22 protein-coding genes, 1 tRNA gene, 2 pseudogenes and 1 riboswitch are annotated in these 22577 nt (G+C 56.0%); of the genes and pseudogenes, 19 read left to right on the forward strand and 6 right to left on the reverse strand.

Translation table 11 applies throughout. The annotated features are described in order from the left end of the window. From trbL to GOB93_RS00830, 5 genes are read left to right on the forward strand one after another with little or no spacing between them, the layout of a single operon-like run. Complete coding sequence (gene trbL, locus GOB93_RS00810) at nucleotides 1-1440, forward strand: P-type conjugative transfer protein TrbL (RefSeq protein ID WP_018308107.1); 1440 nt, start codon at nucleotides 1-3, stop codon at nucleotides 1438-1440. Continuing rightward, nucleotides 1440-2123: a conjugal transfer protein TrbF gene (gene trbF, locus GOB93_RS00815; protein ID WP_018308106.1), complete on the forward strand. Its 684-nt coding sequence runs from the start codon at nucleotides 1440-1442 to the stop codon at nucleotides 2121-2123. Before trbL ends, trbF begins: the two co-directional genes overlap by 1 nt. After that, a complete protein-coding gene (gene trbG, locus GOB93_RS00820; protein WP_018308105.1) occupies nucleotides 2120-3121 on the forward strand; it encodes a P-type conjugative transfer protein TrbG in 1002 nt (333 codons plus the stop codon). The genes trbF and trbG overlap by 4 nt, the downstream gene beginning before the upstream one ends. Beyond that, nucleotides 3118-4320 carry a TrbI/VirB10 family protein gene (locus GOB93_RS00825; protein WP_010667184.1) on the forward strand — a complete coding sequence of 401 codons (1203 nt, stop codon included), beginning with the start codon at nucleotides 3118-3120 and terminating at the stop codon, nucleotides 4318-4320. The genes trbG and GOB93_RS00825 overlap by 4 nt, the downstream gene beginning before the upstream one ends. Then, complete coding sequence (locus tag GOB93_RS00830) at nucleotides 4317-4577, forward strand: DUF2274 domain-containing protein (RefSeq protein ID WP_010667185.1); 261 nt, start codon at nucleotides 4317-4319, stop codon at nucleotides 4575-4577. The genes GOB93_RS00825 and GOB93_RS00830 overlap by 4 nt, the downstream gene beginning before the upstream one ends. Here GOB93_RS00830 and GOB93_RS00835 read toward each other — a convergent pair. Then, on the reverse strand, nucleotides 4540-5466 hold the full coding sequence (locus GOB93_RS00835) for a LysR family transcriptional regulator (protein ID WP_010667186.1): 927 nt from the start codon (nucleotides 5464-5466) through the stop codon (nucleotides 4540-4542). The genes GOB93_RS00830 and GOB93_RS00835 overlap by 38 nt on opposite strands. 214 nt (nucleotides 5467-5680) lie before the next feature. Here GOB93_RS00835 and GOB93_RS00840 point away from each other — a divergent pair, with 214 nt between their 5' ends. Then, entirely contained in the window at nucleotides 5681-6250 is a 570-nt protein-coding gene (locus GOB93_RS00840; protein ID WP_010667187.1) for a hypothetical protein, read from the forward strand. A 244-nt stretch (nucleotides 6251-6494) separates the two neighbouring features. On the opposite strand, the gene GOB93_RS00845 is transcribed toward GOB93_RS00840, so the two are convergent. Continuing rightward, nucleotides 6495-7952, reverse strand: coding sequence for a site-specific integrase (locus GOB93_RS00845; protein WP_018308104.1), 1458 nt, complete (start codon nucleotides 7950-7952; stop codon nucleotides 6495-6497). Nucleotides 7953-8833: 881 nt separating this feature from the next. Continuing rightward, nucleotides 8834-9754 carry a LysR family transcriptional regulator gene (locus tag GOB93_RS00850; protein ID WP_173581639.1) on the reverse strand — a complete coding sequence of 307 codons (921 nt, stop codon included), beginning with the start codon at nucleotides 9752-9754 and terminating at the stop codon, nucleotides 8834-8836. Between the two features lie 81 nt (nucleotides 9755-9835). Between GOB93_RS00850 and GOB93_RS00855 the strand changes: the two genes are divergently transcribed. Then, nucleotides 9836-10243, forward strand: coding sequence for a nuclear transport factor 2 family protein (locus GOB93_RS00855; protein ID WP_173581640.1), 408 nt, complete (start codon nucleotides 9836-9838; stop codon nucleotides 10241-10243). 167 nt (nucleotides 10244-10410) lie between these two features. Here the strand turns inward: GOB93_RS00855 and GOB93_RS21330 are convergent. Together GOB93_RS21330 and rpsU are read right to left on the reverse strand one after the other, a co-directional pair. Continuing rightward, a pseudogene (locus GOB93_RS21330) lies at nucleotides 10411-11009 on the reverse strand (IS5 family transposase); the annotation flags it as partial. Between the two features lie 138 nt (nucleotides 11010-11147). Then, nucleotides 11148-11351 (reverse strand): 30S ribosomal protein S21, encoded by a 204-nt coding sequence (gene rpsU / locus GOB93_RS00870; protein WP_146887076.1) that lies wholly within the window; start codon nucleotides 11349-11351, stop codon nucleotides 11148-11150. Nucleotides 11352-12002: 651 nt separating this feature from the next. On the opposite strand from rpsU, the gene GOB93_RS22090 reads away from it, so the two are divergent. From GOB93_RS22090 to GOB93_RS00890, 4 genes are read left to right on the forward strand one after another with little or no spacing between them, the layout of a single operon-like run. Beyond that, on the forward strand, nucleotides 12003-12662 hold the full coding sequence (locus GOB93_RS22090; RefSeq protein ID WP_173581641.1) for a hypothetical protein: 660 nt from the start codon (nucleotides 12003-12005) through the stop codon (nucleotides 12660-12662). Next, nucleotides 12659-13213: a MarR family winged helix-turn-helix transcriptional regulator gene (locus GOB93_RS00880; protein WP_338422254.1), complete on the forward strand. Its 555-nt coding sequence runs from the start codon at nucleotides 12659-12661 to the stop codon at nucleotides 13211-13213. The genes GOB93_RS22090 and GOB93_RS00880 overlap by 4 nt, the downstream gene beginning before the upstream one ends. A 34-nt stretch (nucleotides 13214-13247) precedes the next feature. Beyond that, nucleotides 13248-13964, forward strand: a complete 717-nt coding sequence (locus GOB93_RS00885) for a response regulator (protein WP_173581737.1) — start codon at nucleotides 13248-13250, stop codon at nucleotides 13962-13964. Nucleotides 13965-14000: 36 nt separating this feature from the next. After that, nucleotides 14001-15365 (forward strand): ATP-binding protein, encoded by a 1365-nt coding sequence (locus GOB93_RS00890; protein ID WP_173581642.1) that lies wholly within the window; start codon nucleotides 14001-14003, stop codon nucleotides 15363-15365. A gap of 120 nt (nucleotides 15366-15485) precedes the next feature. On the opposite strand, the gene GOB93_RS00895 is transcribed toward GOB93_RS00890, so the two are convergent. Beyond that, nucleotides 15486-16082, reverse strand: a complete 597-nt coding sequence (locus GOB93_RS00895) for an outer membrane protein assembly factor BamE (protein WP_173581643.1) — start codon at nucleotides 16080-16082, stop codon at nucleotides 15486-15488. A gap of 252 nt (nucleotides 16083-16334) precedes the next feature. Here GOB93_RS00895 and GOB93_RS00900 point away from each other — a divergent pair, with 252 nt between their 5' ends. The 8 genes and pseudogenes from GOB93_RS00900 to ribD all read left to right on the forward strand — a co-directional run bounded on the left by GOB93_RS00900 (nucleotide 16335) and on the right by ribD (nucleotide 22573). Continuing rightward, entirely contained in the window at nucleotides 16335-16820 is a 486-nt protein-coding gene (locus tag GOB93_RS00900; protein WP_173581644.1) for a YceD family protein, read from the forward strand. Between the two features lie 154 nt (nucleotides 16821-16974). Next, nucleotides 16975-17178 carry a 50S ribosomal protein L32 gene (rpmF, locus tag GOB93_RS00905; RefSeq protein WP_173578615.1) on the forward strand — a complete coding sequence of 68 codons (204 nt, stop codon included), beginning with the start codon at nucleotides 16975-16977 and terminating at the stop codon, nucleotides 17176-17178. 76 nt (nucleotides 17179-17254) lie between these two features. Then, a complete protein-coding gene (gene plsX, locus GOB93_RS00910; RefSeq protein WP_173581645.1) occupies nucleotides 17255-18355 on the forward strand; it encodes a phosphate acyltransferase PlsX in 1101 nt (366 codons plus the stop codon). Between the two features lie 91 nt (nucleotides 18356-18446). Further along, nucleotides 18447-19415 carry a beta-ketoacyl-ACP synthase III gene (locus GOB93_RS00915; protein ID WP_173581646.1) on the forward strand — a complete coding sequence of 323 codons (969 nt, stop codon included), beginning with the start codon at nucleotides 18447-18449 and terminating at the stop codon, nucleotides 19413-19415. An 85-nt stretch (nucleotides 19416-19500) separates the two neighbouring features. Then, nucleotides 19501-19794 carry an integration host factor subunit alpha gene (locus tag GOB93_RS00920; RefSeq protein ID WP_173581647.1) on the forward strand — a complete coding sequence of 98 codons (294 nt, stop codon included), beginning with the start codon at nucleotides 19501-19503 and terminating at the stop codon, nucleotides 19792-19794. 80 nt (nucleotides 19795-19874) lie between these two features. Next, a pseudogene (locus GOB93_RS22095) lies at nucleotides 19875-20132 on the forward strand (MerR family transcriptional regulator); the annotation flags it as partial. A gap of 452 nt (nucleotides 20133-20584) precedes the next feature. Then, nucleotides 20585-20658, forward strand: a tRNA-Pro gene (locus tag GOB93_RS00930). 605 nt (nucleotides 20659-21263) lie between these two features. Continuing rightward, a riboswitch (FMN riboswitch) is annotated at nucleotides 21264-21415 on the forward strand. Nucleotides 21416-21511: 96 nt separating this feature from the next. After that, nucleotides 21512-22573, forward strand: coding sequence for a bifunctional diaminohydroxyphosphoribosylaminopyrimidine deaminase/5-amino-6-(5-phosphoribosylamino)uracil reductase RibD (gene ribD, locus GOB93_RS00935; RefSeq protein WP_173581738.1), 1062 nt, complete (start codon nucleotides 21512-21514; stop codon nucleotides 22571-22573). Nucleotides 22574-22577: the final 4 nt, after the last annotated feature.

Raw genomic sequence — 22577 nt, forward strand, 5'->3', positions numbered from 1 at the left:
ATGGCGAGCGACAATGTCGGCATCATCGACGGTTTCCTGAATACCTTCGAGACTACGATCGACAGCGGTTTCGGTCTGGTGAAGGGAAGTGTGGTGTCGCTGGCCGGCTCGCTCTCGGTGCTGGACATCGTGCTGGCCGGCCTGTTCTGGGCTTGGGCCGCCGATGAGGACATCATCCAGCGTCTGGTGAAGAGGACGCTGTATATCGGCTTCTTTGCCTTCGTCATTGACCATTTCAGCGGCCTGTCGGGGATCGTTTTCAACAGTTTCGCGGCCCTCGGGCTCAAAGCCGGGGGCGGCACGCTGGCGCTTGGGGATTTCATGCATCCCGGCCGACTGGCGGCGACCGGGCTCGATGCCGCGCAGCCGCTGCTGGATGCGGCGAGTAAACTGGCGTTTTCCTTCGGTGCGCTGGCCAGCATCGTGCAGATCCTCGTCCTGCTCCTGTGCTGGTTCATCGTGCTGGCGGCCTTCTTCATCCTCGCGGTGCAGCTCTTCGTGGCGATCGTCGAGTTCAAGCTGACCTCACTCGCGGGCTTCGTGCTGATCCCGTTTGCCCTGTTCAACCGCACGGCGTTCCTCGCCGAGAAGGTACTGGGCAATGTCGTGTCGTCCGGCGTGAAGATCATGGTGCTGGCGGTTATTTCCGCCATAGCTTCCGTGCTCTTCAGGCAGTTCACGACGTCCTACGGTGATAGTGCGCCCACCATCGGCCAGGCGCTGTCCGTCGTGCTGGCGTCACTCTGCATCGTGGGTCTCGCCATTTTCGGCGGCTCGCTCGCCAATGGGCTGATTTCCGGTGCCCCGCAGCTTGGTGCCGGGGCAGCAGCGGGAACCGCGATGGCGGTGGGCGCGATGGGGGCTGCGGCTGTTGCCGCGCCCGCCGCCGTGGCGTCTGGCGGAGCGGCGGCCCTCGGTGCGACGGCAGCGGCAGCGCGCGGAGGGGCTGCCGTCGCAGGTGCCGCCACGACAGCCTACTCCATGGGGGCGGCCGGACAGACTGGTGCGGCGGGCATGGCATCGGCGGCTGGCAATGTCGGTCGCGCCGCTGGGGGTGCTGCGATGAACGCCGTGAAGAGCAAGGTCGGCGCGGCAACATCCTCGTTGAAGGAAAGCTACTCTGCTGGCGGACGCTGGGCCGCCGGTGCGATGGGCGGCGCCGGAGAAGGCGATAGGCCATCGGGTGACGGTGGGTCTTCAGGCCCGTCCGGCGGCGGAGGTGATCCCGGTACCGGGCCTGCCGGTAGCGGTAACCCTGGTGGCGGCCCCTCGGGAGGCGACCCCGATAGCGGCGACGGCTCCGACGGCAAGCCGCCCCGCTGGGCGCGGAACATGAAGCGCCGCAACGCCGCCACCCATGCCGCCGAGGCCGCCCATATCATCCGCTCCGCCGATGGCGGGGGCGGGTCCACGTCCATCGATCTCTCGGAGAAAGAATGATGTTCCGTCGCTCCACAACACGCTACGGGACCACGCCCGAGCCCGTCACCCCATACCAGAAGGCAGCGCAGATCTGGGATGAGCGCATCGGCTCGGCCCGCGTGCAAGCCCGCAACTGGCGTCTCATGGCCTTTGGCTCCCTGTTCCTGTCCGCCGGTCTCGGGGGCGGGCTGGTCTGGCAGTCCGCGCGCGGCACCATCACGCCGTGGGTCGTGCAGGTGGACCGGCTGGGGCAGGCGCAGGTCGTTGCCCCGGCCACGTCCGGCTACATGCCCGCCGATCCGCAGATCGCCTGGTATCTGGCGCAGTTCGTCCATGACGTGCGGTCCCTGTCTTCGGATGCCGTGGTTGTCCGGCAGAACTGGCTGCGCGCCTATGATTTCACCACCACGTCCGGCGCTGTGGCCCTCAATGATTATGCCCGCCTGAATGATCCGTTTTCGCGGATCGGGCACGAGCAGGTCGAGGTGGACATCGCCTCGGTGATCCGGGCCTCTCCCGGAAGTTTCCGGGTGGCCTGGACGGAGCGCCATTACCGTGACGGCGCGTTCACCGGCACCGAACGCTGGACCGCCATCGTCTCGGTTGTTCTGCGCACCCCGCGCGACGCGGATCATCTGCGGAAAAACCCGCTCGGAATCTACGTCTCCGCCATTAACTGGTCGAAGGAGCTTGGCCAATGATCCGTCGTGCTCTTCGTGCTTTGCCGTTGCTGACCCTGCCCCTGGCGGGTTGCGCGCAACAGTACCATCCACCCGTCATACGATATGACGACGCGGCCCAGGCCATGCTCCTGCCTGATCCGCCGAAGCCTGTGCGGGTGGTGGAAGTCCCGCGGCTGCTTCCCCTGCCGGGTCAACTCAAGCCGCTTCCACCCTTGCGGCGTGCCCATGTCGTGCCCGAGGCGGCTGACCCTACCGTGCGCGTGACCCAGGCCAATCTTGCCGCCCGCATCCAGCCGACGCGGGCCGGTTATGTGAATGCGGTGCAGGTCTATCCCTACAGCGCGGGCGCGCTCTATCAGGTCTATGCCGCGCCCGGCGAGATCACCGACATCATGCTCCAGCAGGGCGAGAAGCTGGTCGGTACTGGCCCGGTCGCGGTGGGGGACACCGTGCGCTGGATTGTCGGCGATACCACCAGTGGCGCGGGTACGACCAGAAGGGTGCATATCCTGGTCAAGCCGACGCGACCGGACCTGACCACCAATCTGATCGTCAATACCGACCGGCGGACCTACCTTGCCGAACTGCGGGCGACACCCGCGACCTATATGGCGTCCGTCTCCTGGGACTATCCCGAGGATGAGCTGATTGCCCTGCATCGGCAGGACAGTAACGCCGACGAAGCGGCGCCCGTGGATGCGGGGCTGAATCTCGACGCGCTGAATTTCCGATACGCGATCGAGAGTGTGAAAGGCGGAACACCGCCCTGGCTGCCCAGCCGGGCGTTCGACGATGGCCACAAAGTCTATCTCGCGTTTCCGTCCGGTATCGGGCAGGGCGAACTGCCGCCGCTGTTCGTGCTGGGGGCCGATGGCGGCCCGGAACTGGTGAACTACCGGGTGAGGCAGAACTGGATGATCGTCGATCGCCTGTTTGCGGCGGCCGAATTGCGGCTTGGGGATAAACATTCCGAGCAGCGAGTACGGATCGTCCGCACGGATGGCAGGAAGTCATGAGCGGCGCGGAAGAGCGCCCGGAAGGGAATACGGGAGCCACCACAAGCGGAAGCGGAACAGGACCATCATCCCCGCCGCCCTCTCCCGATTTGCGGCTGCGCGTGCAGCGTCCGCCGGTGGTCCGGCTCTCGCGCCCCGTCATCTGGACGCTGGGTGGTGCGGGGATGCTCGCGATCGGTCTTGCGCTGGGCTACGCGCTGCAAAATGGTACACAGAAGGGGTCGGTCCAGGGGGCACAGGACACCGACACCCGTCCTTCGGCCGACGGGCTGGCCGCTCTCCCCAGTGATTATACCGCCACTCCAAAACTCGGGCCGCCTTTGCCCGGCGATCTCGGCAAGCCGATCCTCGACGCACAGCGGAACGGTCGCGCGGGACCGGTCTCGGGCATGGGAGACCGCCGTGGCGATCAGGAAATCGAGGCGGCCCGCACCAGCAGGCTCTTCGCCCAGATCGAGGCGCGGGACGGCCAGACTGCGCAGACGATTCCGGTCATGGCCACCGCTCCCGGAGCACAGGCATCACCGACCGGCCCCGACCAGCAGACCGGCAATCGCGCCTTCCTGGCGGGTCAGCCGGACCGCATGACCGTCAGCCCGGATCGGATCGTATCTCCCGCCTCGCCTTATATCCTCCAGGCTGGGACCGTCATTGCCGGCGCACTCAATACGAAGATCAGTTCCGATCTGCCCGGACAGATCGTAGGGCATGTCACCCAGAACGTCTATGACAGCCCGACCGGACGGTCCTTGCTTATCCCGCAGGGAAGCACCCTGTTCGGGGCCTATAACAGCGGCATTTCCTTCGGGCAGCAGCGCACCCAGATCATCTGGACCCGGCTGATCTATCCGAACGGCGAAAGCCTCGTCCTGGAAAAGCTGCCCGGCGGCGACGCCATCGGCCAGTCCGGCCTGTCCGACGAGGTGAACAATCATTGGGGCCAGCTCTTCAGGGCGGCGCTCGTCACGACCCTCCTCAGCGTGGGCTCCGAAGCGGGCACGTCATGGAACGAGAACAACCTGATGCAGGCCATCCGCTCCGGCGCGAGCAACGGGTTTTCCATGGTCGGCAACCGGCTGATTGATCGCAGCCTGAATATTCAGCCGACGCTGACAGACCGGCCGGGCCTGCCGTTCATGCTTATCCTGAATCGCGACCTGATCTTGAACCCCTGGCACCCAAAGGAACCGGCTCCATGACGAAGCTGCGCATCACCGAAATTCCCGACGAAAAGCCGGTCCGCGTCACCGTGGACCTGCCTGCGGACCTTCATCGCGATCTCGTCACTTATGCTGCCCTGGTCAGCCAGAACGGCCAGCCCGTCGAGCCTGCCCGTCTCGTGCCGCACATGATCCGTGGCTTTATCACATCCGACCGCGCGTTCCGAAAGCTCCGGCAGGGGCCACGGCGGGCAGCCGTTAAAACGCAGCCGCCTGCTGCTCCAGAAAACGAATGACTGTTCTCGCGGCCGGTGGGCAGCGCTCACGGTGCCAGGCCGCGCCATACGCGAAGTGGGAAAACCCGTCCCCGTCGATGACTTCCACTACAGCGATCCGCTCCCGGATGGCAGCGGGCAGAAAGCCCAGCCAGGCATCCGGCAATAGGGCAATGCCACTTCCATTTGCTGCCAATGCGACGACCCGCAGGCTTCTGACCGCCTCCTGACGTGTCACAGGAACAAATCCCGCCTGCCGCATCTTGCGCATCAGGAGCGCGAGCAGTTCGTCGCCGGTATCATCCTTCCCGATCAGAAAGATTCCGTCGTGCAACTCGGCCCATGACGCGGTTCCGACCTGTGCGATCGGATGTTCGACCGGCATGATCGCAACGACACGATCGCTCCAGAGCGGGATCGTGGCCGCCATGCTGCCGGGCAAGGGCAGCGTCATTATCGCGAGGTCGATCTCTTCCTGTTCCAGGGCCTGGAGCAGTTCTTTTTTCGCATTATCCCGATAAATGAAGGAGATACCGGGTTGCGCACGGCTGTACGACTCCAGTATCGCCGAGATCCGGCCGGGTGGGATGCTGCCCTGGACGCCCACGGAGATGACGCCGGTCTCGCCCCGGCTCCAACGCCGCGTGCGCTCGTACAGTCCGACAGTTCCATCGAGCAGCTTCTCAGCCTCTCGCAGAAAGGCAACTCCCGCCGGGGTCAGTCTGGCACCGCTCGACGTGCGTCGAAAGAGGGAGACGCCAAGTCGCTCTTCCAGTAATCGCAAAGACCGGCTTACGGCAGATTGTTTGCCTCCCAACGCCCGTGCGGCTCCGTGGATACTTCCCTCCCTCGCGATGACACGCACGAACAGCAATTCCCGCAGATCGAGAGGTGGTCGCCGAACCGACATTTTCTGTCTATCCCGATTTTTTGAAGACCTTCGGCATGACGTGCCAAAATCCAGTCATCGTGCTTTCAAGTCTGCAATCATATTTCGTTCACAATATATTATGGAATTACTGTCTGGCTTCGCCATGAAGCCATCGCAGTATCCGCACTACGGTGCGAAATGCTCTTGTGGCATAGTGCGCTAATGTACCACCTCGCCGGAGAGAAATGGAAGCATGATGAACCTATTGGACGAATTCATCCCGCGCTTCGATTTCAGCGAGCGACACAGTGTCGATATCTCCGCCCCGGCCAGTCGCATCATGAACGCGGTGGCTGCATGGCGGAATCAGGACGATCCGCTGGTTCGTGCCGCCATCTGCCTGCGCGAAATGCCCGCCCGGCTGTTAGGCCATGCGCGGCAACGGCATCTGGACCTCACCGACTTCACGGTGCTGGAACGGCGGGGCGATGCCGCCCTGGTCTATGGCCTCATCGGCGCGTTCTGGCGGACGGATTACGGATTGTGCGACATTCCTACGACCGGCGCTTTTCTCATCCCTCGCCAAGATGACGTCTGCAAGCTCGCTCTGGGCTTCTCCATCCAGCGGGGACCACACGGCACCCAGCGGCTGGTGACGGAAACCCGCGTGTTTTGCGTCACGGACCGGGCCAGGCGTCGCTTCGCCCCCTATTGGTATCTGATCCGCCCGGTCAGCGGCCTGATCCGCCGTCGCATGCTCACGGCTATCCGGGAACAGTCGGAGTCTCCGCCCTCTCACCACCCGCGCCCAGCATTGCCATGAAGCTTTATGATTGTCCGACCGCTCCTAATGTCGCGCGTGTATGCGCCTGCGTTCTGTGCCTTTAATCCAGCCTGCACCGTTCCCGTTCTGGAACTGAACGACCTCGCCGCGATCTGCGAGGCGGCCGTTATCTGGAGGAACTTCATCTTGATCCCAGTCTGACAGACGCGAAGAGAATACGGTGCGGCATCATCGGTATGTGGAACTAGTGTACGGAGATTAAAGAGCAAAATAACTCGGAGATTCATAGAGTACTAGAAATGCTGTCAGCTATAATTCCTAGAAGTCTTGCTGTATCTGCATTTTCTTTTGACAACCTTTTAGATAGCTCTCGGATCAAATCTGCATCCAATTCTTTAGGTTTTATCTCCTGCGCGGAATTTGTTTCCCCAATAACATTTCCCTCTAGTGCCATTGCAAGTAATTTTTCTACACGCTTGGCAGCCTCGAGCGAAGTATCGCGTTGGACATGGGCGTAAATGGCGGTCGATTTGAGGTTGGCGTGTCCTAAAAGAGCACCGGTCAGGGCCAATGCTTCGCCGCTTGACGTCGCAGTAGAGCCAAGAGTGTGCCGAAGGGTGTGAGGCGTTACGCCCGGTAGATCGGCAAGTTTGATAACTTCCGACCAGATATTGCGCGTGCCTTGGTAATGTCCTTCCTCGCCTCTCTCCGCCGGAAAAAGATAGCCTTTCTTGCGGTCCTTCAGGAGATTCTCGAGCATTGCTCTCGCCGTGGGGCCGATGGGGCGAATCGATCTCCCAGTCTTGCTATCCTCGAACTCGAAGAGGTTATCCTCTAGATTGACTTCCTCAACCTTGAGCGCCGCAATTTCGTTTCGACGACATCCGGTAAGCGCCCAAAGCCGGGCGATTGCGACCCCTTTAGGATTTGCCCCTCGTGTCTCGACCTTGTTGAACGCGTCGCCTAGTCGGGCTACTTCCTCCAACGTCAAAAAGCGCATGCGACGATTATCCGTCTTTCTGACGGAAGCCCCTTCGACGGGATTTTGGGCGATAAAGCCGTGCCGCCTGCCGAAACTGAATACGGCCGAAAGATCACGAACGACCTTCCGTGCTGCGCCCTCACCGCCCCGAACGATAAGACGTTTGCGCGGCCCAATCTTTATGTCTTTCGCGGTCTTGCCAGTTGTTACGTCGGCCACAAATCGCTCGACATCGCCCGAAGTGATCTCGCTCGCACGACGTCCCCCTAGAAGTGGTTCAACATGGTGACGAAGCCGTGACATGGTGTATTGCTTGGTGAGAGGTTTCATGGGCTTGCCCTTATGAATACCCCTTTGCACGATGCATCCATGCTCCTCGTAGAAGTCGAGTAAGTCCCGAATCGTTTTTTCGCGCCGCTTCTCCTGCACGTCACCCGCTGGGTCTTCGCCGTGTGCGACCGCGCCCAGCAGGCCCCTAGCCTTCCTTCTCGCCTGTTCGACGGTAAGTGCTCCGAATCGTCCAAGCGCCAGGAATCGCCTTGGTGCCGATCGGCCACCGCCCTCAATGCGATAGCGTATGATGAAAGTTTTCGTGCCGCTTTTCTCGATGCGTAGTCCAAAGCCAGCGAGATCGAGATCCCACAAGTCATATCGACTATCTCGGACCTCGGCCTTGTCGACGACGGGCTTGGTCAAACGTACGCTGGACGATCGTTTCATCGCACGCCTCGTATTGAGTTCTCGGGTGGACACCACCATAAAATGGTGTCCACATGGTGTCCACCGTAGAGAGAAACTCTGGCAAATTGGAGCGAACGCCTTACAAAGCGCCGCCAAATAATACTCTGTTATAAAACGATATTATCGTATGGAAGCGAAAGGTAGAGTGTGGGATGGTAGAGTATATGCAACCTTGCCAAGGTTGGGGTCGTGGGTTCGAATCCCATCGCCCGCTCCAAATTTCCATAGAAAAATAAATGGCTTAGAACGGTCGCTTGAGGCCGTTTCGCTGCTTACACGGGCATTGGCTCAAAAATGTAAGCAATCTAGCGAAAGCCAGGTGCGGTCTCAGCGTGCTTAGGCGTGCATGCGGACGTCTCGATGTACTCACTTTGCCACGGCTGCGGCGAACATACTCGCGGCCGCCTTTGAACAGGTTGACTCGATACTGATGGAAGGCTTCGATCCGTCATCGGTCGATGACATTCTGAACCTACGATCCAAAGGTTTGCGCAGCATCGTTCTGCTCTCGCTTGGCTATCGTGCGCCCGAAGCGACCGGCTTGTGAATTTGCCAAAAGTCCGCCGTTACAGCGCCGATTTCGTTACTGTCATCGAGTAATCAGACAACACCTATGTCGAGCCGTTCCGGATGTTTGGCGCCTGCATGCGGAACGTAGCCATAAGAAAGGGCTATTTCTGGACTCGATGCGTTTAGTGGGTGTCGCCCAGTCAGGCGACATCCTGATCGGTAAGGCTTCAGACCGCCAACCGCCGGTGAACCCGGCCGAACGAGCGTTTGGCGCGGACCGGCATTCCGCGATGGCACTCTTTTGCGGAAATAAATAACGCAGATCGCGCCGCTCCGAGGCTGTAACTCGCCGACGAGGTTGTTCTGATCGTCACAGGATCTTCCACGACCTACGCAAAAACCTGGGCATGGGCGATCAGAAAGGCGATGACCTTACGGATTCTCTCCGGGTTCTGCTCCTGCGGCCGACGAACAATGGAAATATCCATCGGTTCGCAGGACCAGTCGCTCAGCACGGGCACAAGACTTCCGGAACTGATCGCCTCCCTAACGAGCCAACTCGGCGTCCATACCAGTCCGACACCGGCGACGGCTGCCGCTGCGATAGCGTTCGCGTCGTCGAGCACCAGGGCAGGATCCGGCTGCCAGCGCGTGATGCCATTTTCCCTGTCCGTGAAGCGCCACGCGTCCACCAGCCCGGTTTGTTGGTTTCTAAAAGCGATTACGTCATGTGCTCGCAAATCGAGCGGCGTCTTCGGCGCCCCGCGACGTCCCAGATAGTCCGGGGAGCCGCAAACCAGCCATGAGAAGCGGGCGAGTAACTGGCGGCGGTGACCAGGGACGGTCTCGAGGCCTCCGGTCCGCAGCACCAGATCAAAAGCCCCATCCGCGAGGTCCATCATCTGGTCGCTGCCGCGAAGATCGAGGAGTATGTCGGGATGCTCGGTACGGAATGCCTGCAGAAGCGGAACCAGGCATGATCTCAGGATCGCGGTGGGTACGCTGACCCTGACCCTTCCGCCACCTGTGTACGAGGCTGCAGATCGCAGCGTTAAATCAACTTCACTGACAGCTTGCAGCGCATCGCGCGCGACGCAGATGAGGCGCTCGCCCTCCGGCGTAAGCGAGAGGGCATGGGTCGATCTGTTCAGTAACCGCACGCCGCACGCCGCTTCCAGCCGCGCGAGCGTCTTCGATACGCCCGACGTGGTCATGCCCAGGCGGCGCCCGGCCTCCACGAAGGAACCAACATCAACGACGCACACGAAGCATTGCAGCTGAGCAAGCGTAAGGGCGGACTTTGTGGACATTGTGTCAACACTGCTTGACCCGATGGCGAACTACAAGGGGAGACGCCTCGGTGCGATGTTGCGCCTCGAAGGAGACATCGTATGAACACCGCCCATGTAAACCCTTACCTCGCCGCCATGGACGCGAGACAGGCTGACGGACTTGCCGAGCATCTCTCGGACGAAGTCGTACTGCTGAGCCCGTTCGTCGCCGAGCCGTTTGTCGGCAAGGATGCCGTGGTCAACGTGCTTCGGTTGCTGCTAACCAACGTAGACGAGTTTGCGACCACAGCGGTCATCAGCGGCGACCAACGAGCCGCGGTGATACTCCGTATCCGTGTCGGTGACGTCGAGGTCACCGGCGTGGACGACATGTCGATCAATGAGGAAGGCCTCATCACCCGCATGTCAGTCCAGTGGCGGCCGCTCGCCAATATCGTCGCCATCCAGCAGAAGCTTGCACCTGTTATCGGCGTAGCGCCGCTGCAGTTGGTCCCGGTAAGCGAATAGGAGCCGGGAGTCTGCGCGGCCGCGATTGATTGCCCTTGAATGCGGGGCGATGGAAAGAACAATTATGCGCCGCTGCCGGCTATCATGCGACTGGTGCATGCTTACAGATTGGAGGCGCGCTCGCTGGCGAAGAGCCGTTCGATTTCGTTTCTCTTTTTGTAAAGTTAGAAGCTGATTTCCCGTGGATTACAGCGGTTTTTTCTTGATGGAATAACCGGTGTAGTCTGTCGTTCCCTAAGCTTTTCGATGAACAGATCGGCGTCATAAGCCTTGTCGGCGATGAAGGTCTCGGGATCGACTTCATCGAGCAATGGCTCTGCTTCAGTAATGTCGGCCCTTTGTCCCGGGTGTCGGGAAAGCGCCTCGGCCTTTCCCGCGGCATCAACGATAGCGTGGATCCCGCCCCGGGACCGTCCGATGGCCTGATCCGTGCCCCTTTTTTACGGGCTCCTGCACTATGCTGGTGAGTAGGGACAATCGTGCTGTCTATCATCATGTGTTCGTTGTCATGACCGGTGGCCAGATGCCGGAAAATCCGTTCGATCACGCCGCCTTTGCACCAGCGACGCAATCACCGGTGGACGTTCTTCCAGTCACCAAAGCAGACAGACAGGTCATGCCAAAGAATGCCTGCGCGATAACGATACAGCACAGCTTCCACAAACATACGGTTATCTGCGGCTGGGCCGCCGACATAGCCTTCACGACCCGGCAAAAAAGCCTTTATCCGCTCCCGCTGACTGTCGCTCAGACAATACCGACGCATTCACATCTTTCCCCGAAAAACAGGGAAAAACGCATCACAGATCAAACGGGATTACAAGCCTCGTTAGCATCCGGTGCTAACTGATGACATGCCTGAGTAAAATTTTTCGTTAGAGTATTTTAGGAATATAATTTCTAATCAGAAGCCTTCACGTTCAAGACGTTTACGTTCCATTTTTCGGGCACGACGCACAGCTTCTGCAGCCTCACGGGCACGGCGCTCCGAAGGCTTCTCATAGTGGCGACGAAGTTTCATTTCACGAAACAATCCTTCACGCTGCATTTTTTTCTTGAGCGCCTTAAGAGCCTGGTCGACATTATTGTCGCGAACGAGAACCTGCACTGGTTAGTTTTCTCCCATAAGAATCTGCTGACGTCTGTCATCCGGATTCATATCTGACTGAAGATGCATGGTGTCCGTTATCGGGATCACGCAATCGAAGTGGCGGGTGCTTAGCACGGATTACAAAGGGAAGACAATTCGAATCTGCGGATGTTCTAAGGTTAGCAGAATAAGCCGATATGCGCTGTATCGCAGAAAAGGAGGTCGTTAACGTTTCTGCTGAAGATTGCCGGAAGACGATTGTCGGGGCCAGGTCATCCGGGCTCTGCTTGCGAAGGCAGATTCCATTGAAAGCGTCGGAGAGATAGACGCTCATACATATGCTTGTCGATGATGTGAGCAGCATTGGGCTGACCGAGTCGCAGATGTATGTTTTAAAAAGAATTTTACCTAATTATCTTCGAGACTCTGTCAGCCACAGTCGGGTCATGCCCAAGATACTTAATTATACTTTGATCAATCCTACAATCAGTACCGCACGGGGCAGATAGATTTTGTGACCGAAAAGGAGATTTGATATTTATCGGTAAACCATAAGGAATCCAAATGTAAATGCGGAATAGTTTTGTGAATTACCGATGGATTTCATAAATATTTCGTAGAATTGGGTGGAGTGATGCATTTTAGCCTGACGGGGTTGGAGGTAACGCTGTGAAATTCATTATGAGTCCCAGGCAACTTATAGCTGAAGCCTCAGTCTGGTTCACGCTGGCTATGACGCCGGATATCGTTGTAACAAGCCCTGAACGGGATGCCGCATTGCACTCCCTTGCTGCGATCGCCGGAAAGACAGGCTGGACATTATCAGCTCTTCGCGAGGTAGGTGGACAGAATGTTGATCTGCTCTTCCCCGGAGGTCAGTCCGAACTCGTTGAAGCTTGGAGTGATCTCATTGATCGCGAAGTGCTGCGTCGTATGAAAGAAGTACATAATGAAGAAAGGCGAGTCAGTAAACGCGTGCGAAATGCTATACTCATTCGTTTTGAAGTGCTGAAGCCTTATAAGGAGGCAGAACGAAGGGCAGTGGGATATCTGCTATCTTCTGGCGCTGCCGGTACTTTCGGAAGAGTCATGGCGCGCAGCCTTAATATGATCTGGGCTGCTGCAGATAATGGCGAGGCACAAGGTATTATGTGGATGACCCGGCGTGTTAGTCTCGCCGGGATATATATACCGGCATTTCTAAGCTGGCTGGGCAATTCCAGCAGCGTGACAGTCGAAAGAATTGTAGATTCAGGCCTGATCCGGACACGCTGTATTGGCAATCTGAAGAAGGAACTTTCTTCTCGTCAGAAAATGTATGCAGCGTGAGTGAATTCTGGCCGCATCAAGGCGGATGTGAAGAAGCTGCCGGAGACGGTGTTCTCTTTTTACGCGAGCAGCAAATCCGTCTCGCTCAGGAACTCATGCTTCTTGTCTGGCGTGACCTGGGGCGCGTGCTCGCACCTGTTCTTGACGAACTCGGGCTGGGTAATGCCCATTGCAGAGCACTTCAGATTCTGGCGCTGCATCCGGGACTCACCGTGGGTGCGCTTCAGGATGTGCTCGGCGTTACAAAGCAAAGCCTTGCCCGGACACTTGCAGAACTGCAGGAAAAACAACTGGTTACTTCGCTGCCGGGGCGTCAGGATCGACGTCAGCGTTTTCTCAGATTGACAGAGGTAGGGCGCGCATCTGAGGCTCGTCTCTTTGCAGCCCAGCGGGAGCGGCTCGTTTCTGCCTATCGGGAGGCCGGAGGAAATGCCGTAACTGGTTTTCGGCAGGTTTTGCGCGGAATGCTGTCGGAGGAGAGTCGGATCTTTCTTGCCAGTGACTTCAGGCAGGTGGATCCGATAAAGGGGAAGACGCGAGATGGTCGGTGAGAATATAGATCCTATGGTTTCTGGTCGGGATGTGATGCCCGACATGCGTGACGATGGTATCAGTGATGCCCATATTCTTGTAGTAGACGACGACGTTCGTTTACGCCGCCTGTTGCGTCGCTACCTGGTAGAAAATGGTTTTCGCGTAACTGCGGCTGCTTCGGCGGCGGAGGCACGACAGGCACTTGGATTCATGTTGCCTGACGCCGTAGTTCTGGATGTCACGATGCCAGGGGAGGATGGACTTCAGCTTACACGGGCTTTGCGTGGGCAGGGGCTGGATATCCCGATTCTTCTTCTGACGGCACGCGGAGAAGCGGAAGACCGGATTACCGGCCTGGAGGCCGGCGCGGACGATTATCTGGGGAAGCCGTTCGAGCCACGAGAGTTACTGTTACGTCTGAAGGCGCATCTGCGTCGTCTCACCCCGGCGGTACCTTCGGAAAATTTGCGCGTCGTGAGACTTGGATTGCTGGAATTTGATCCGGCACGGGGCCTTCTCGCGGGTGAAAACGGCACGGTGCATCTGACCGGCGGCGAATCAGCTTTGCTGGCAGCCTTATCGCGACGTCCCAACGAAGTTCTGTCCCGTGAGGAAATTGCGGAGGAACTGGATATGACAGAGATTGGAGAGCGGGCTGTTGACGTGCAGGTGACACGATTAAGGCGCCGGATTGAACCGGATCCGCGTGAACCTCGCTATCTGCATACAATTCGAGGTAAGGGCTACGTGCTGAAGCCGGGCGTCTAGAGTGTGGGTTTTATTGCTGTCAGAACGGACAGTCTGATGAAACGATGGTGGCAGTTCTGGAGTGATGAGCGGTTTGATCGCTCAATGCGCCGGGTTCTGCCCCGGTCTTTTCTGGTACGTTCTCTTCTTATTGTTCTCATCCCGATGCTGGTAACGCAGGGCATCGCGCTCGAACTGTTCTACGGGAATTATCTGCGTGTGATGTCTCGCCGTCTTTCCGAAGGTATCGCATCCGAGATCGCATTTTCTCTTGATTTGCTTGAGCGGTATCATGGGCACGGCGATCGTTTCTGGCTGATCAGGCAGGCGCGTATCCGGACACAGCTCGTGATGGACTGGCATCCGGGGGATCATTTGGCAACAACTGGCTCTACCCATGTTGTCGGTCCGATGGATGAAGATCTTGTCCATGAACTTCAGAGTGCAATTGCTTATCCATTTTTTATCGACTGGCTGAAAGACCCGCATACAGTTTTTATTTCGATTCAACTTCCGGATGGCGTTCTGAGTGTTGATACACCGAGAAAGCGGCTTGATGTCGGGCAGTTATGGCTGTTCGTATTGTGGGCGCTTGGAAGTTCATTGCTTCTCTTTGTTATTGCGGCAATTTTTATGCGCAATCAGGTCCGGGCAATTCGTCGGCTGGCCAATGCGGCGGAGCAATTTGGGCTTGGACGAGATATAGGGCCAATCAAACCTGAGGGAGCACGCGAAGTCAGGCAGGCAGCTGTAGCATTCAATCGTATGCAAAACCGGATTTTCAGGTTTGTATCGCAACGTACAGCAGTTCTCGCAGGCGTATCACATGATCTGCGAACGCCTCTTACAAGACTACGACTTTCCCTGGCGATGCTTCCCCGGTCAGGAGTCGTTGATGCCCGACTTCTGAGTGAAGACTTTAATGACATGATTGCAGATGTGGCTGAAATGGAGCGTATGATCGAGGGCTATCTGTCATTTGCCAGAGGAGAAGGCGCGGAGGTGCCGGTTATGCTTGATGTCGGAGCGCTACTTGAGGATGTCGCTGCTTCAGCTTCTCGTGCCGGGACGATAGTCCGGTCTGTAAATTGTGATTCTGGTCTTCGTCTGGAAGCGCGACCTGATGCGATGCGACGCATGCTGACAAATCTGGTTGAAAATGTTCGCCGGCATAATGCGGGTGTATGGCTCTCAGGTTACGCGGAGGGAGAGACGGTCATTATCGAAGTTGACGACGATGGACCTGGCATTCCGGCAGCCAGACGCGAAGATGTATTCAGAGCGTTCACGAGTGGTGCGCAGGGAGGGACCGGGCTCGGTCTGACCATTGTTCGCGATATTGTGCGGGCCCATGGTGGTGACGTCAGGCTTGCGACTAGCAGAATGGGAGGATTAGCTGTAAAAATTATTCTGCCACGATAGAACTATGAATTTAATATACGACGTACTCACGTCAAACAGAACTAACTGAAAATGCAATCCAGAAAATATTGCAAGCTGATAAGAGGTTTGTCTACGATTCAGATCAGATAAAACCGATAATCAGGGCAGCGTATTACCCGCGCCAGCGTGACCTGGGCCACTATTACTACCCATAGGACCTGTCGCTCCGCCTCCACCAAAGGAACTGCCGCCCATCATACCCGACATAGGATTATATCGACCAACATTTCCGAGGATTTCCTGAATAACATTAATTTTTGTTCCAGGTGTCGGTGTTGTATCCTGTATCATTCCAGGGTGTTTGGCGTCTTTAAGATTCAGGGTGCGGACAGTACGTAGTTTCCCTGCCGGGTCGAAATTCAGAACCACGATCTGCTGTTTCGTGATTTTCGGGAAATTCGCAGGCTGGGGAACCGTCATCATAGAGATGTAGATCCATGTATTGTCGTCAAATGTCGCCCTCGCCGTAGGCGAACCGAGCAGATCCAGTGCATCAGCACGATTACTGCTGCCGGGTTTCAGCTGTTTATAATCATCAGCTTCGATCAGGGAGCCCCGCGGCATTGGGGTGGACTGAAAGACTGAGCAGCCAGACATTAAAACGACTCCACCAAGAAGAGCCAGCGAAGTCGCTACACTACGATATCTGGCTGCCGGTGTGGCCAAGGTCCGAATGGGAATATCGCGATTTGACATCAGGCTGATCTGCTATCCTTATTCAGACATATGCCGCTTGATAGTTTAAGGCATTTGTGTCCGGTGCCTCATACAATGCGTTCTGTCAATTGGTTCAGCGTCGTAATTGCATTAAACGGGGCAGGTGATCTGTTGTCAGGCTGACAGCCTTGAAAGAGAGATGTTGTGACAGATGCCCGGTCTCCTGAATTTTCCCGTCCGATCCTGTTGAGGTCGCTTCGGGGCGCCAGATCCAAGGCGCCGCGCGAAGTGATGATCGAAGCAACTGACGCAGAATGTAATCTCGTAGCAAAAAGACTGGGCCTTCCATCAGTTGCAGGACTTTCCTGTCGTTACAGATTGACTGCCGAAGCACGTGATACGGTGCTGGCGGAGGCTGCTCTGACCGCACGGCTTAGTCAGATATGTGTTCTAAGTTTGGACGTTTTTGAAGACGTTATTGCAGAGCGCTTTGTCGTGCGTTTTGTTCCGGAAAGCGAGTTCCGTGAAGATGAGGGCGGTGAGATCGATTCGATGGACGAGATTCCTTATGAAGGGGATAGTATCGATCTTGGTGAGGCAGCGGTTGAGCAGTTGTCGCTGATAATGGATCCCTACCCACACAGGCCGGGGGCAGACCGTCCGGTTGGAGTGATGACGGATGACGATTTATCATCCGGAGAGGGGGCGGTATCACACGACCAGGCTGTACGCAGGCCGTTTGCTGATCTTGCACAGATAAAGCGCAAAAAAAGATAGTCTTCCGTTTTCGTCCTCAAGGAGACATGTCGACGTGCTCTGGCTTGCGTAAACACAGTGGGTCTGGTAGAGGCCCCCGCTCAATTACAGTTTTTGTCCGGTGCTCGCTGGTGGGCTGATCGGGCATGTCGTCTTTTCGGAGGGGCTTGGACCCATGGCAGTACCTAAAAGAAAAACCTCGCCTTCTCGCCGGGGTATGCGTCGCAGTCATGAGGCGTTGCGTGTTGAATCCTATGCCGAATGCGGTAATTGCGGTGAACTGAAGCGCCCGCATCATGTATGCAGCCATTGCGGGCATTACGATGGGCGTGAGGTTATTGCTGCTGGTAAGGCTCTGAAAGTCGCTGTCCGCGCCTGAGTCGGCCCGTCGGTTTGAATAACTTCAACCTTGATGTGGCGGCTGCCGGCCTGAATCAGGATGGCGGAAACCATTCATGAGCGAGATTGATCGCCACGACGAAATGTCGGGCCTGCACAGTGAGCCATTTGCTTTGGCTGTCGATGCTATGGGCGGAGATGGTGGGCCGGATGTCGTCGTTTCCGGTCTGGCTATCGCCGCTGATCGCCATCCGGGTGCTCGAATCCTGCTTGTTGGCGATGAAAGTCGTCTGATCCCATTGCTTGCGCGGTATCCGAAAGCCGCTGCAATCTGCGAAGTGCGGCATGCAGCGTCTTCCATAAGTATGGATATGAAGCCAACGGCGGCCCTGCGTGTTCGAGATTCTTCGTTGCGGAAAGTGATGGATGCTGTCGCCGCAGGCGAGGCGGCAGGAGTCGTTTCGGCAGGCAACAGCGGTGCGATGCTGGCACTTGCGAAGATCGTTGTTAAGACGCTGCCCGGCATTTCCCGTCCGGCGATGGCTGCGATCAGCCCGAGTATGAAGGGCGACGTGGTCATGCTTGATCTGGGGGCTAATGTCGCTTGTGACTGGCGCAATCTTGTGGAATTCGCTGTTATGGGTGAAGCTTTTGCCAAGGCTGTGCTAGGGCTGCCTGCGCCGACGATCGGCCTTCTCAACGTGGGAGCTGAAGAGCTTAAGGGGGATGAGAAGCTTCGCCAGGCGGCGGAAATTCTCAGAGAAAGCCCGCTTGCCTCGCAGTTTCATGGGTTTGTTGAGGGGCATGATATTACCGCCGGAACAACCGATGTTGTGGTGACCGATGGATTCACGGGAAATGTTGCGCTGAAGACGGGAGAAGGGGCTATGAAAATGGCCTCAGGCTTGTTTCGCAAAGTTTTCACGAGCAGTCTTCCGGGCCGTGTCGCCTATTTCCTGGTTCGTCCTGCACTTGAGCGTATGAAAGACTGGCTGGATCCAAGACGTTACAATGGTGCCGTATTTGTGGGCCTGAATGGCGTCGTCGTAAAATCTCATGGCGGTACTGATGCAGAAGGTTTTGCATCGGCTGTAGATGTCGCAATGGATATGGTTACGCATGATTTTAATGACGGTATTCGCTCACGCCTTCTGCCGATGGCCTCGTTAACCGCCAATCGTTCCAATGCCGAACCAGAGCGTGAGACGGTCGCCTGACTGTGTGAATTCTGCTTTATGCCCGTTTGTCGAGTTTAGTTCTGGTGCTGAAGGCACGGACTTCGGGGCTGGCCTTCTAAAGGGTAAATTTATGGCGACACGTTCTGTTCTTGCCGGTTTTGGCAGTTATCTTCCCCGACGTGTTGTGTCGAACGATGAGCTTGCGCAGAAACTTGATACTTCTGATCAGTGGATTCGTGAGCGAACAGGAATCGGTCAGAGGCATATAGTCAGTGAGGGCGAAACGGCAGTCAGTATGGCGGCCGAAGCCGCCAGGGCCGCCCTCAAATTCGCTAAAATCCCGGCTGAAGACGTTGACGCTGTCCTTGTGGCGACATCGACTCCTGACCAGATATTCCCGGCGACAGCAGTTCGTGTGTTGAATGAACTGAATGTTAAAAATGGATTTGGATTTGATATTGCCGCTGCATGTTCGGGGTTTATTTACGCTCTTTCGACCGCCGATGCATTTATTCGTGCTGGTCAGGCGAAGTGTATTATTGTGATTGGCAGTGAGGTCTACTCGCGAATTCTTGACTGGTCTGATCGGGGAACGGCTGTTCTCTTTGGAGACGGGGCAGGAGCTGTCGTGCTGAAGGCCTGTGATGATTCAAATGACCAGCGGGGCCTGATAGCAACGCATCTTCATGCGGATGGAGCGACAGGTGATCTGCTCTATGTTGACGGTGCACTGGGGCAGCCCGAACACTCGGGTTTTCTGAAGATGAGCGGCCGCGATGTGTTTCGCCACGCTGTTTCCAAACTCTCGTCATCCATGGACGAGGCTCTTGAAGATTCAGGTCTGACTTATGCCGATGTGACCTGGCTTGTACCTCATCAGGCAAATATTCGAATTATTGAAGGTGTTGCCCGAAAGCTTGCTCTTCCTATGGAGCGCGTGGTTGTAACGGTAGACCGCCACGCGAATACGTCTGCGGCATCAATTCCTCTTGCCTTGGATGAGGCGGTGCGTGATGGCAGAATTAAATCGGGCGATTTAATTCTGATGGAAGCGCTTGGTGGTGGGTTGACATGGGGATCCGCTCTCGCGCGTCTGTGACCGTCTCAGTGATGCCGATACCTGACGAACATATGTGAGAAACGGAACGAATTGACCTGCCGTATCAGCGTGTTACGATAGAGGTATGAGCACTGTCACGCGCGCTGGTCTGGCGGAACAAATCTACACTCAGGTGGGGTTGTCGCGGATTGAATCTGTGGCTTTCTTGGAGACTGTTCTGGAAACCATGGCCAGGGCCCTGGAGAGTGGGGATTCGGTTAAAATAAGTGGATTCGGAACATTTATGCTTCGTCGTAAAGGACGTCGTAGTGGCAGAAATCCCAAAACGGGGATGGAAATTCCGATCCTTCCCCGATCTGTTATTGTCTTTCGTCCGAGTCAGATTTTGCGCGCGCGCGCCAATGGCGCTCGAGAATGAGGGAAAATCCGGACACTGAAGCTGTCAGTCAGTCTGTGTCAGTTCCTCAGACTTGGAGTGACGATGATACCGGTGCTCGGAATAATAAAGGGCCAATGGCATTTCGTACGATCAGCGAGGTCGCTGACGAACTGAAGGTTCCGCAACATGTGCTTCGATTCTGGGAAGCGCGTTTTGAGCAGGTCCGTCCGCTTAAAAGAGGTGGCGGCCGCCGGTATTATCGCCCTGCAGACGTGGAATTACTAAGACGCATCGCAACCCTTCTTTATATAAAAGGCTACACCATAAAGGGTGTGCAGCGGGTATTGCGTGAGGAAGGAAGCAGCCCGATTGACACGGATGACTCGGTTTCGGGTGCGGATAATGAGAATGTGCGAACATTATGTGACGAAGCCGGCGCATCTTCACATTTGCTTCAAAGTTATAAATATAAAGCTTTCGAAGCAGGTATCAGCGATAGTTTGGTGTCTCTGCCTGAGCCTCAATATATTTATGAAGATAACAAACGACTTCGGCAAAGTCTGTTAGGTGTACTGACAGAGCTTCATACTCTTAAAGTTTTTTTGATTAAATCTGAATGATTTTTGGATGACTTCATATTTAATTTTATAGCTTGCTTCAGGTTTTTGTGTTCATAAAAATTAGGTGTGTAGCAATCTGAAATGCGATATTTTGTTCAGCAATCAAATTGGCATCTGAGATTAAGCGACAGTCTTATTTTGAATATGAATATCCGTGAGATAGTTGTCTCCACCTGAAAGTCCTGCTAAACGCCAGTATCGCAAACGGACGGGCAGTAGCGCAGCCTGGTAGCGCATCAGTCTGGGGGACTGGGGGTCGTGGGTTCGAATCCCGCCTGCCCGATATTATTCCGGCCGTTTGAGTAATATGAAGAAGTAATAACAGAAGGCTCTGGATTTACGGGGGCTTCTGTTTTTCTGAGTATATTGTTTATAATTCAGAAAAATAAGTAATGCAATTTTTTCAGGTAAAAATTAGTCTGGAAAGTATTGTGAATATTTCTATGTAACACAGAAATTCATATTAAAATATTTGACTGGTGGTATCTGGTTTCTGATTTTATTGGGTGTCGGCCGGCCCATTAACTCTCTACATTTTTGAGTGGAAGCGATAAGGAGCTATATCAATAGCCATCTCGTTTGACGTGAAGGCATTTGGAAAAACATCATAAGTCAGACTTGATGAAAAGCTCTCATGAAGATGATACTTTCAGGCATATCCGGGACGATAACCATAGACAATTCGAGGATCACTTCATCGTTTTCGCATCTGTATATAATTTTAAATGATACTTCAAAATATTCAGTGACCGCATCTTGTGCAGATTTATGCGGGGTTACCAGATTTTGAGGCCTGACTGACTTTTCGTCAGTTTCGATTTCCGAAATCCAAAATCAGGTAAGACGTAAGGCACTTGCAATTATCAGATTTTATCCTTCATAGTTCCTCAGCGTTCTCGGGGCGGGGTGAGATTCCCCACCGGCGGTAAATCGGTCATTCATGTCCGAAAGCCCGCGAGCGGTTCGTCTTAGCTGACGAATTTAGCTGATCCGGTGAAAATCCGGAGCCGACGGTATAGTCCGGATGAAAGAGAACATTGGAACTGTCAGGAGTCCTGTACAAGGATTTTTGGCATGTTTCCTGTGTGTCGCCCTGAATCGACGTGTCGTATTGTGTCGGACTGGCGAGCATCAGCATGGTGGAAAGCCCTTATTACAACTTTATCGTGGAAGCCTTCAGGGCTGCGCTCGCTGAAGCATGTCGCTTTGTTGGCGCGACAGCTCCAAATCCGCCTGTCGGCTGCGCGCTGCTGGATAATCGGGGAAATGTTTTATCGGTCGGGGCACATCAGCGTGCGGGAAAGCTGCATGCTGAGGCTCTGGCGCTGAAGCAATGCGCAGCACTCGGTTTAACGCACCTTATCGACACAGCGGTTGTAACGCTTGAGCCCTGTAATCACACGGGAAGGACTCCTCCGTGCAGTGAAGCCCTACTGGCGACACCGGTAAAAACTGTCTGGATAGGATGTTCGGATCCTAATCCGGATGTTGCTGGCGGAGGCGCCGCCCGGCTGCGTTCCGCCGGACGCGAAGTACGCTGGATAAGCGAGATTTCGGGGATCCGGCCAGAGGCGATGCTGATTGCTGAAGAATGTTGCGGGCTGATCGCACCGTTTCAGAAACGAAGTGTATTGGGCGAGGCGTGGCTCACGATTAAACAGGCAGTCGACGCTAATGGATCTATGATTCCACCTCCCGGACAAAAAACGTTTACGTCTTCAGGCGCGCTTGAACTTGCTCATCAGCTTCGTCGTTCCGCTGATGCGATTGTGACGGCTCCGGGCACTATTCTGGCTGATTTGCCGCGACTTGATGTCAGGCACATCGAGGATCATGCAGAGCGGCGCCGCCTGTTACTGATCTGCAGTCGGAGCCGGAACGTTCCGAAAGACTGGCTTGACGGAGCCCATAAGCGTTTTGACGTTTTGTGGTGCTCTAAGGTGGAAGATGCTCCTCGTCTTCTCGCGGAAAATGGAGCGATGTGGGCGCTTGTTGAAGCTGGTCCATCTCTCCTCTCCGCAATTGCCGAGCGAAAGTTATGGGATGACTGGTTGCGTATCGAAGTGAATCCAGACGGCTCAGAGTGCGTGAGCGTAGAGAGACGGCATAAAGTAACGCCGATGTGGCTTCTTCCCGGGCTAATGACCTCAGCGCCGTCAAAGGCATATGTGAGTAATTGTGTCGTCGGGCAGGTATGAGAAG

The sequence above is a fragment of the Acetobacter musti genome, assembly GCF_011516835.1.
GTDB classification, from domain to species: Bacteria; Pseudomonadota; Alphaproteobacteria; order Acetobacterales; family Acetobacteraceae; genus Acetobacter; species Acetobacter musti.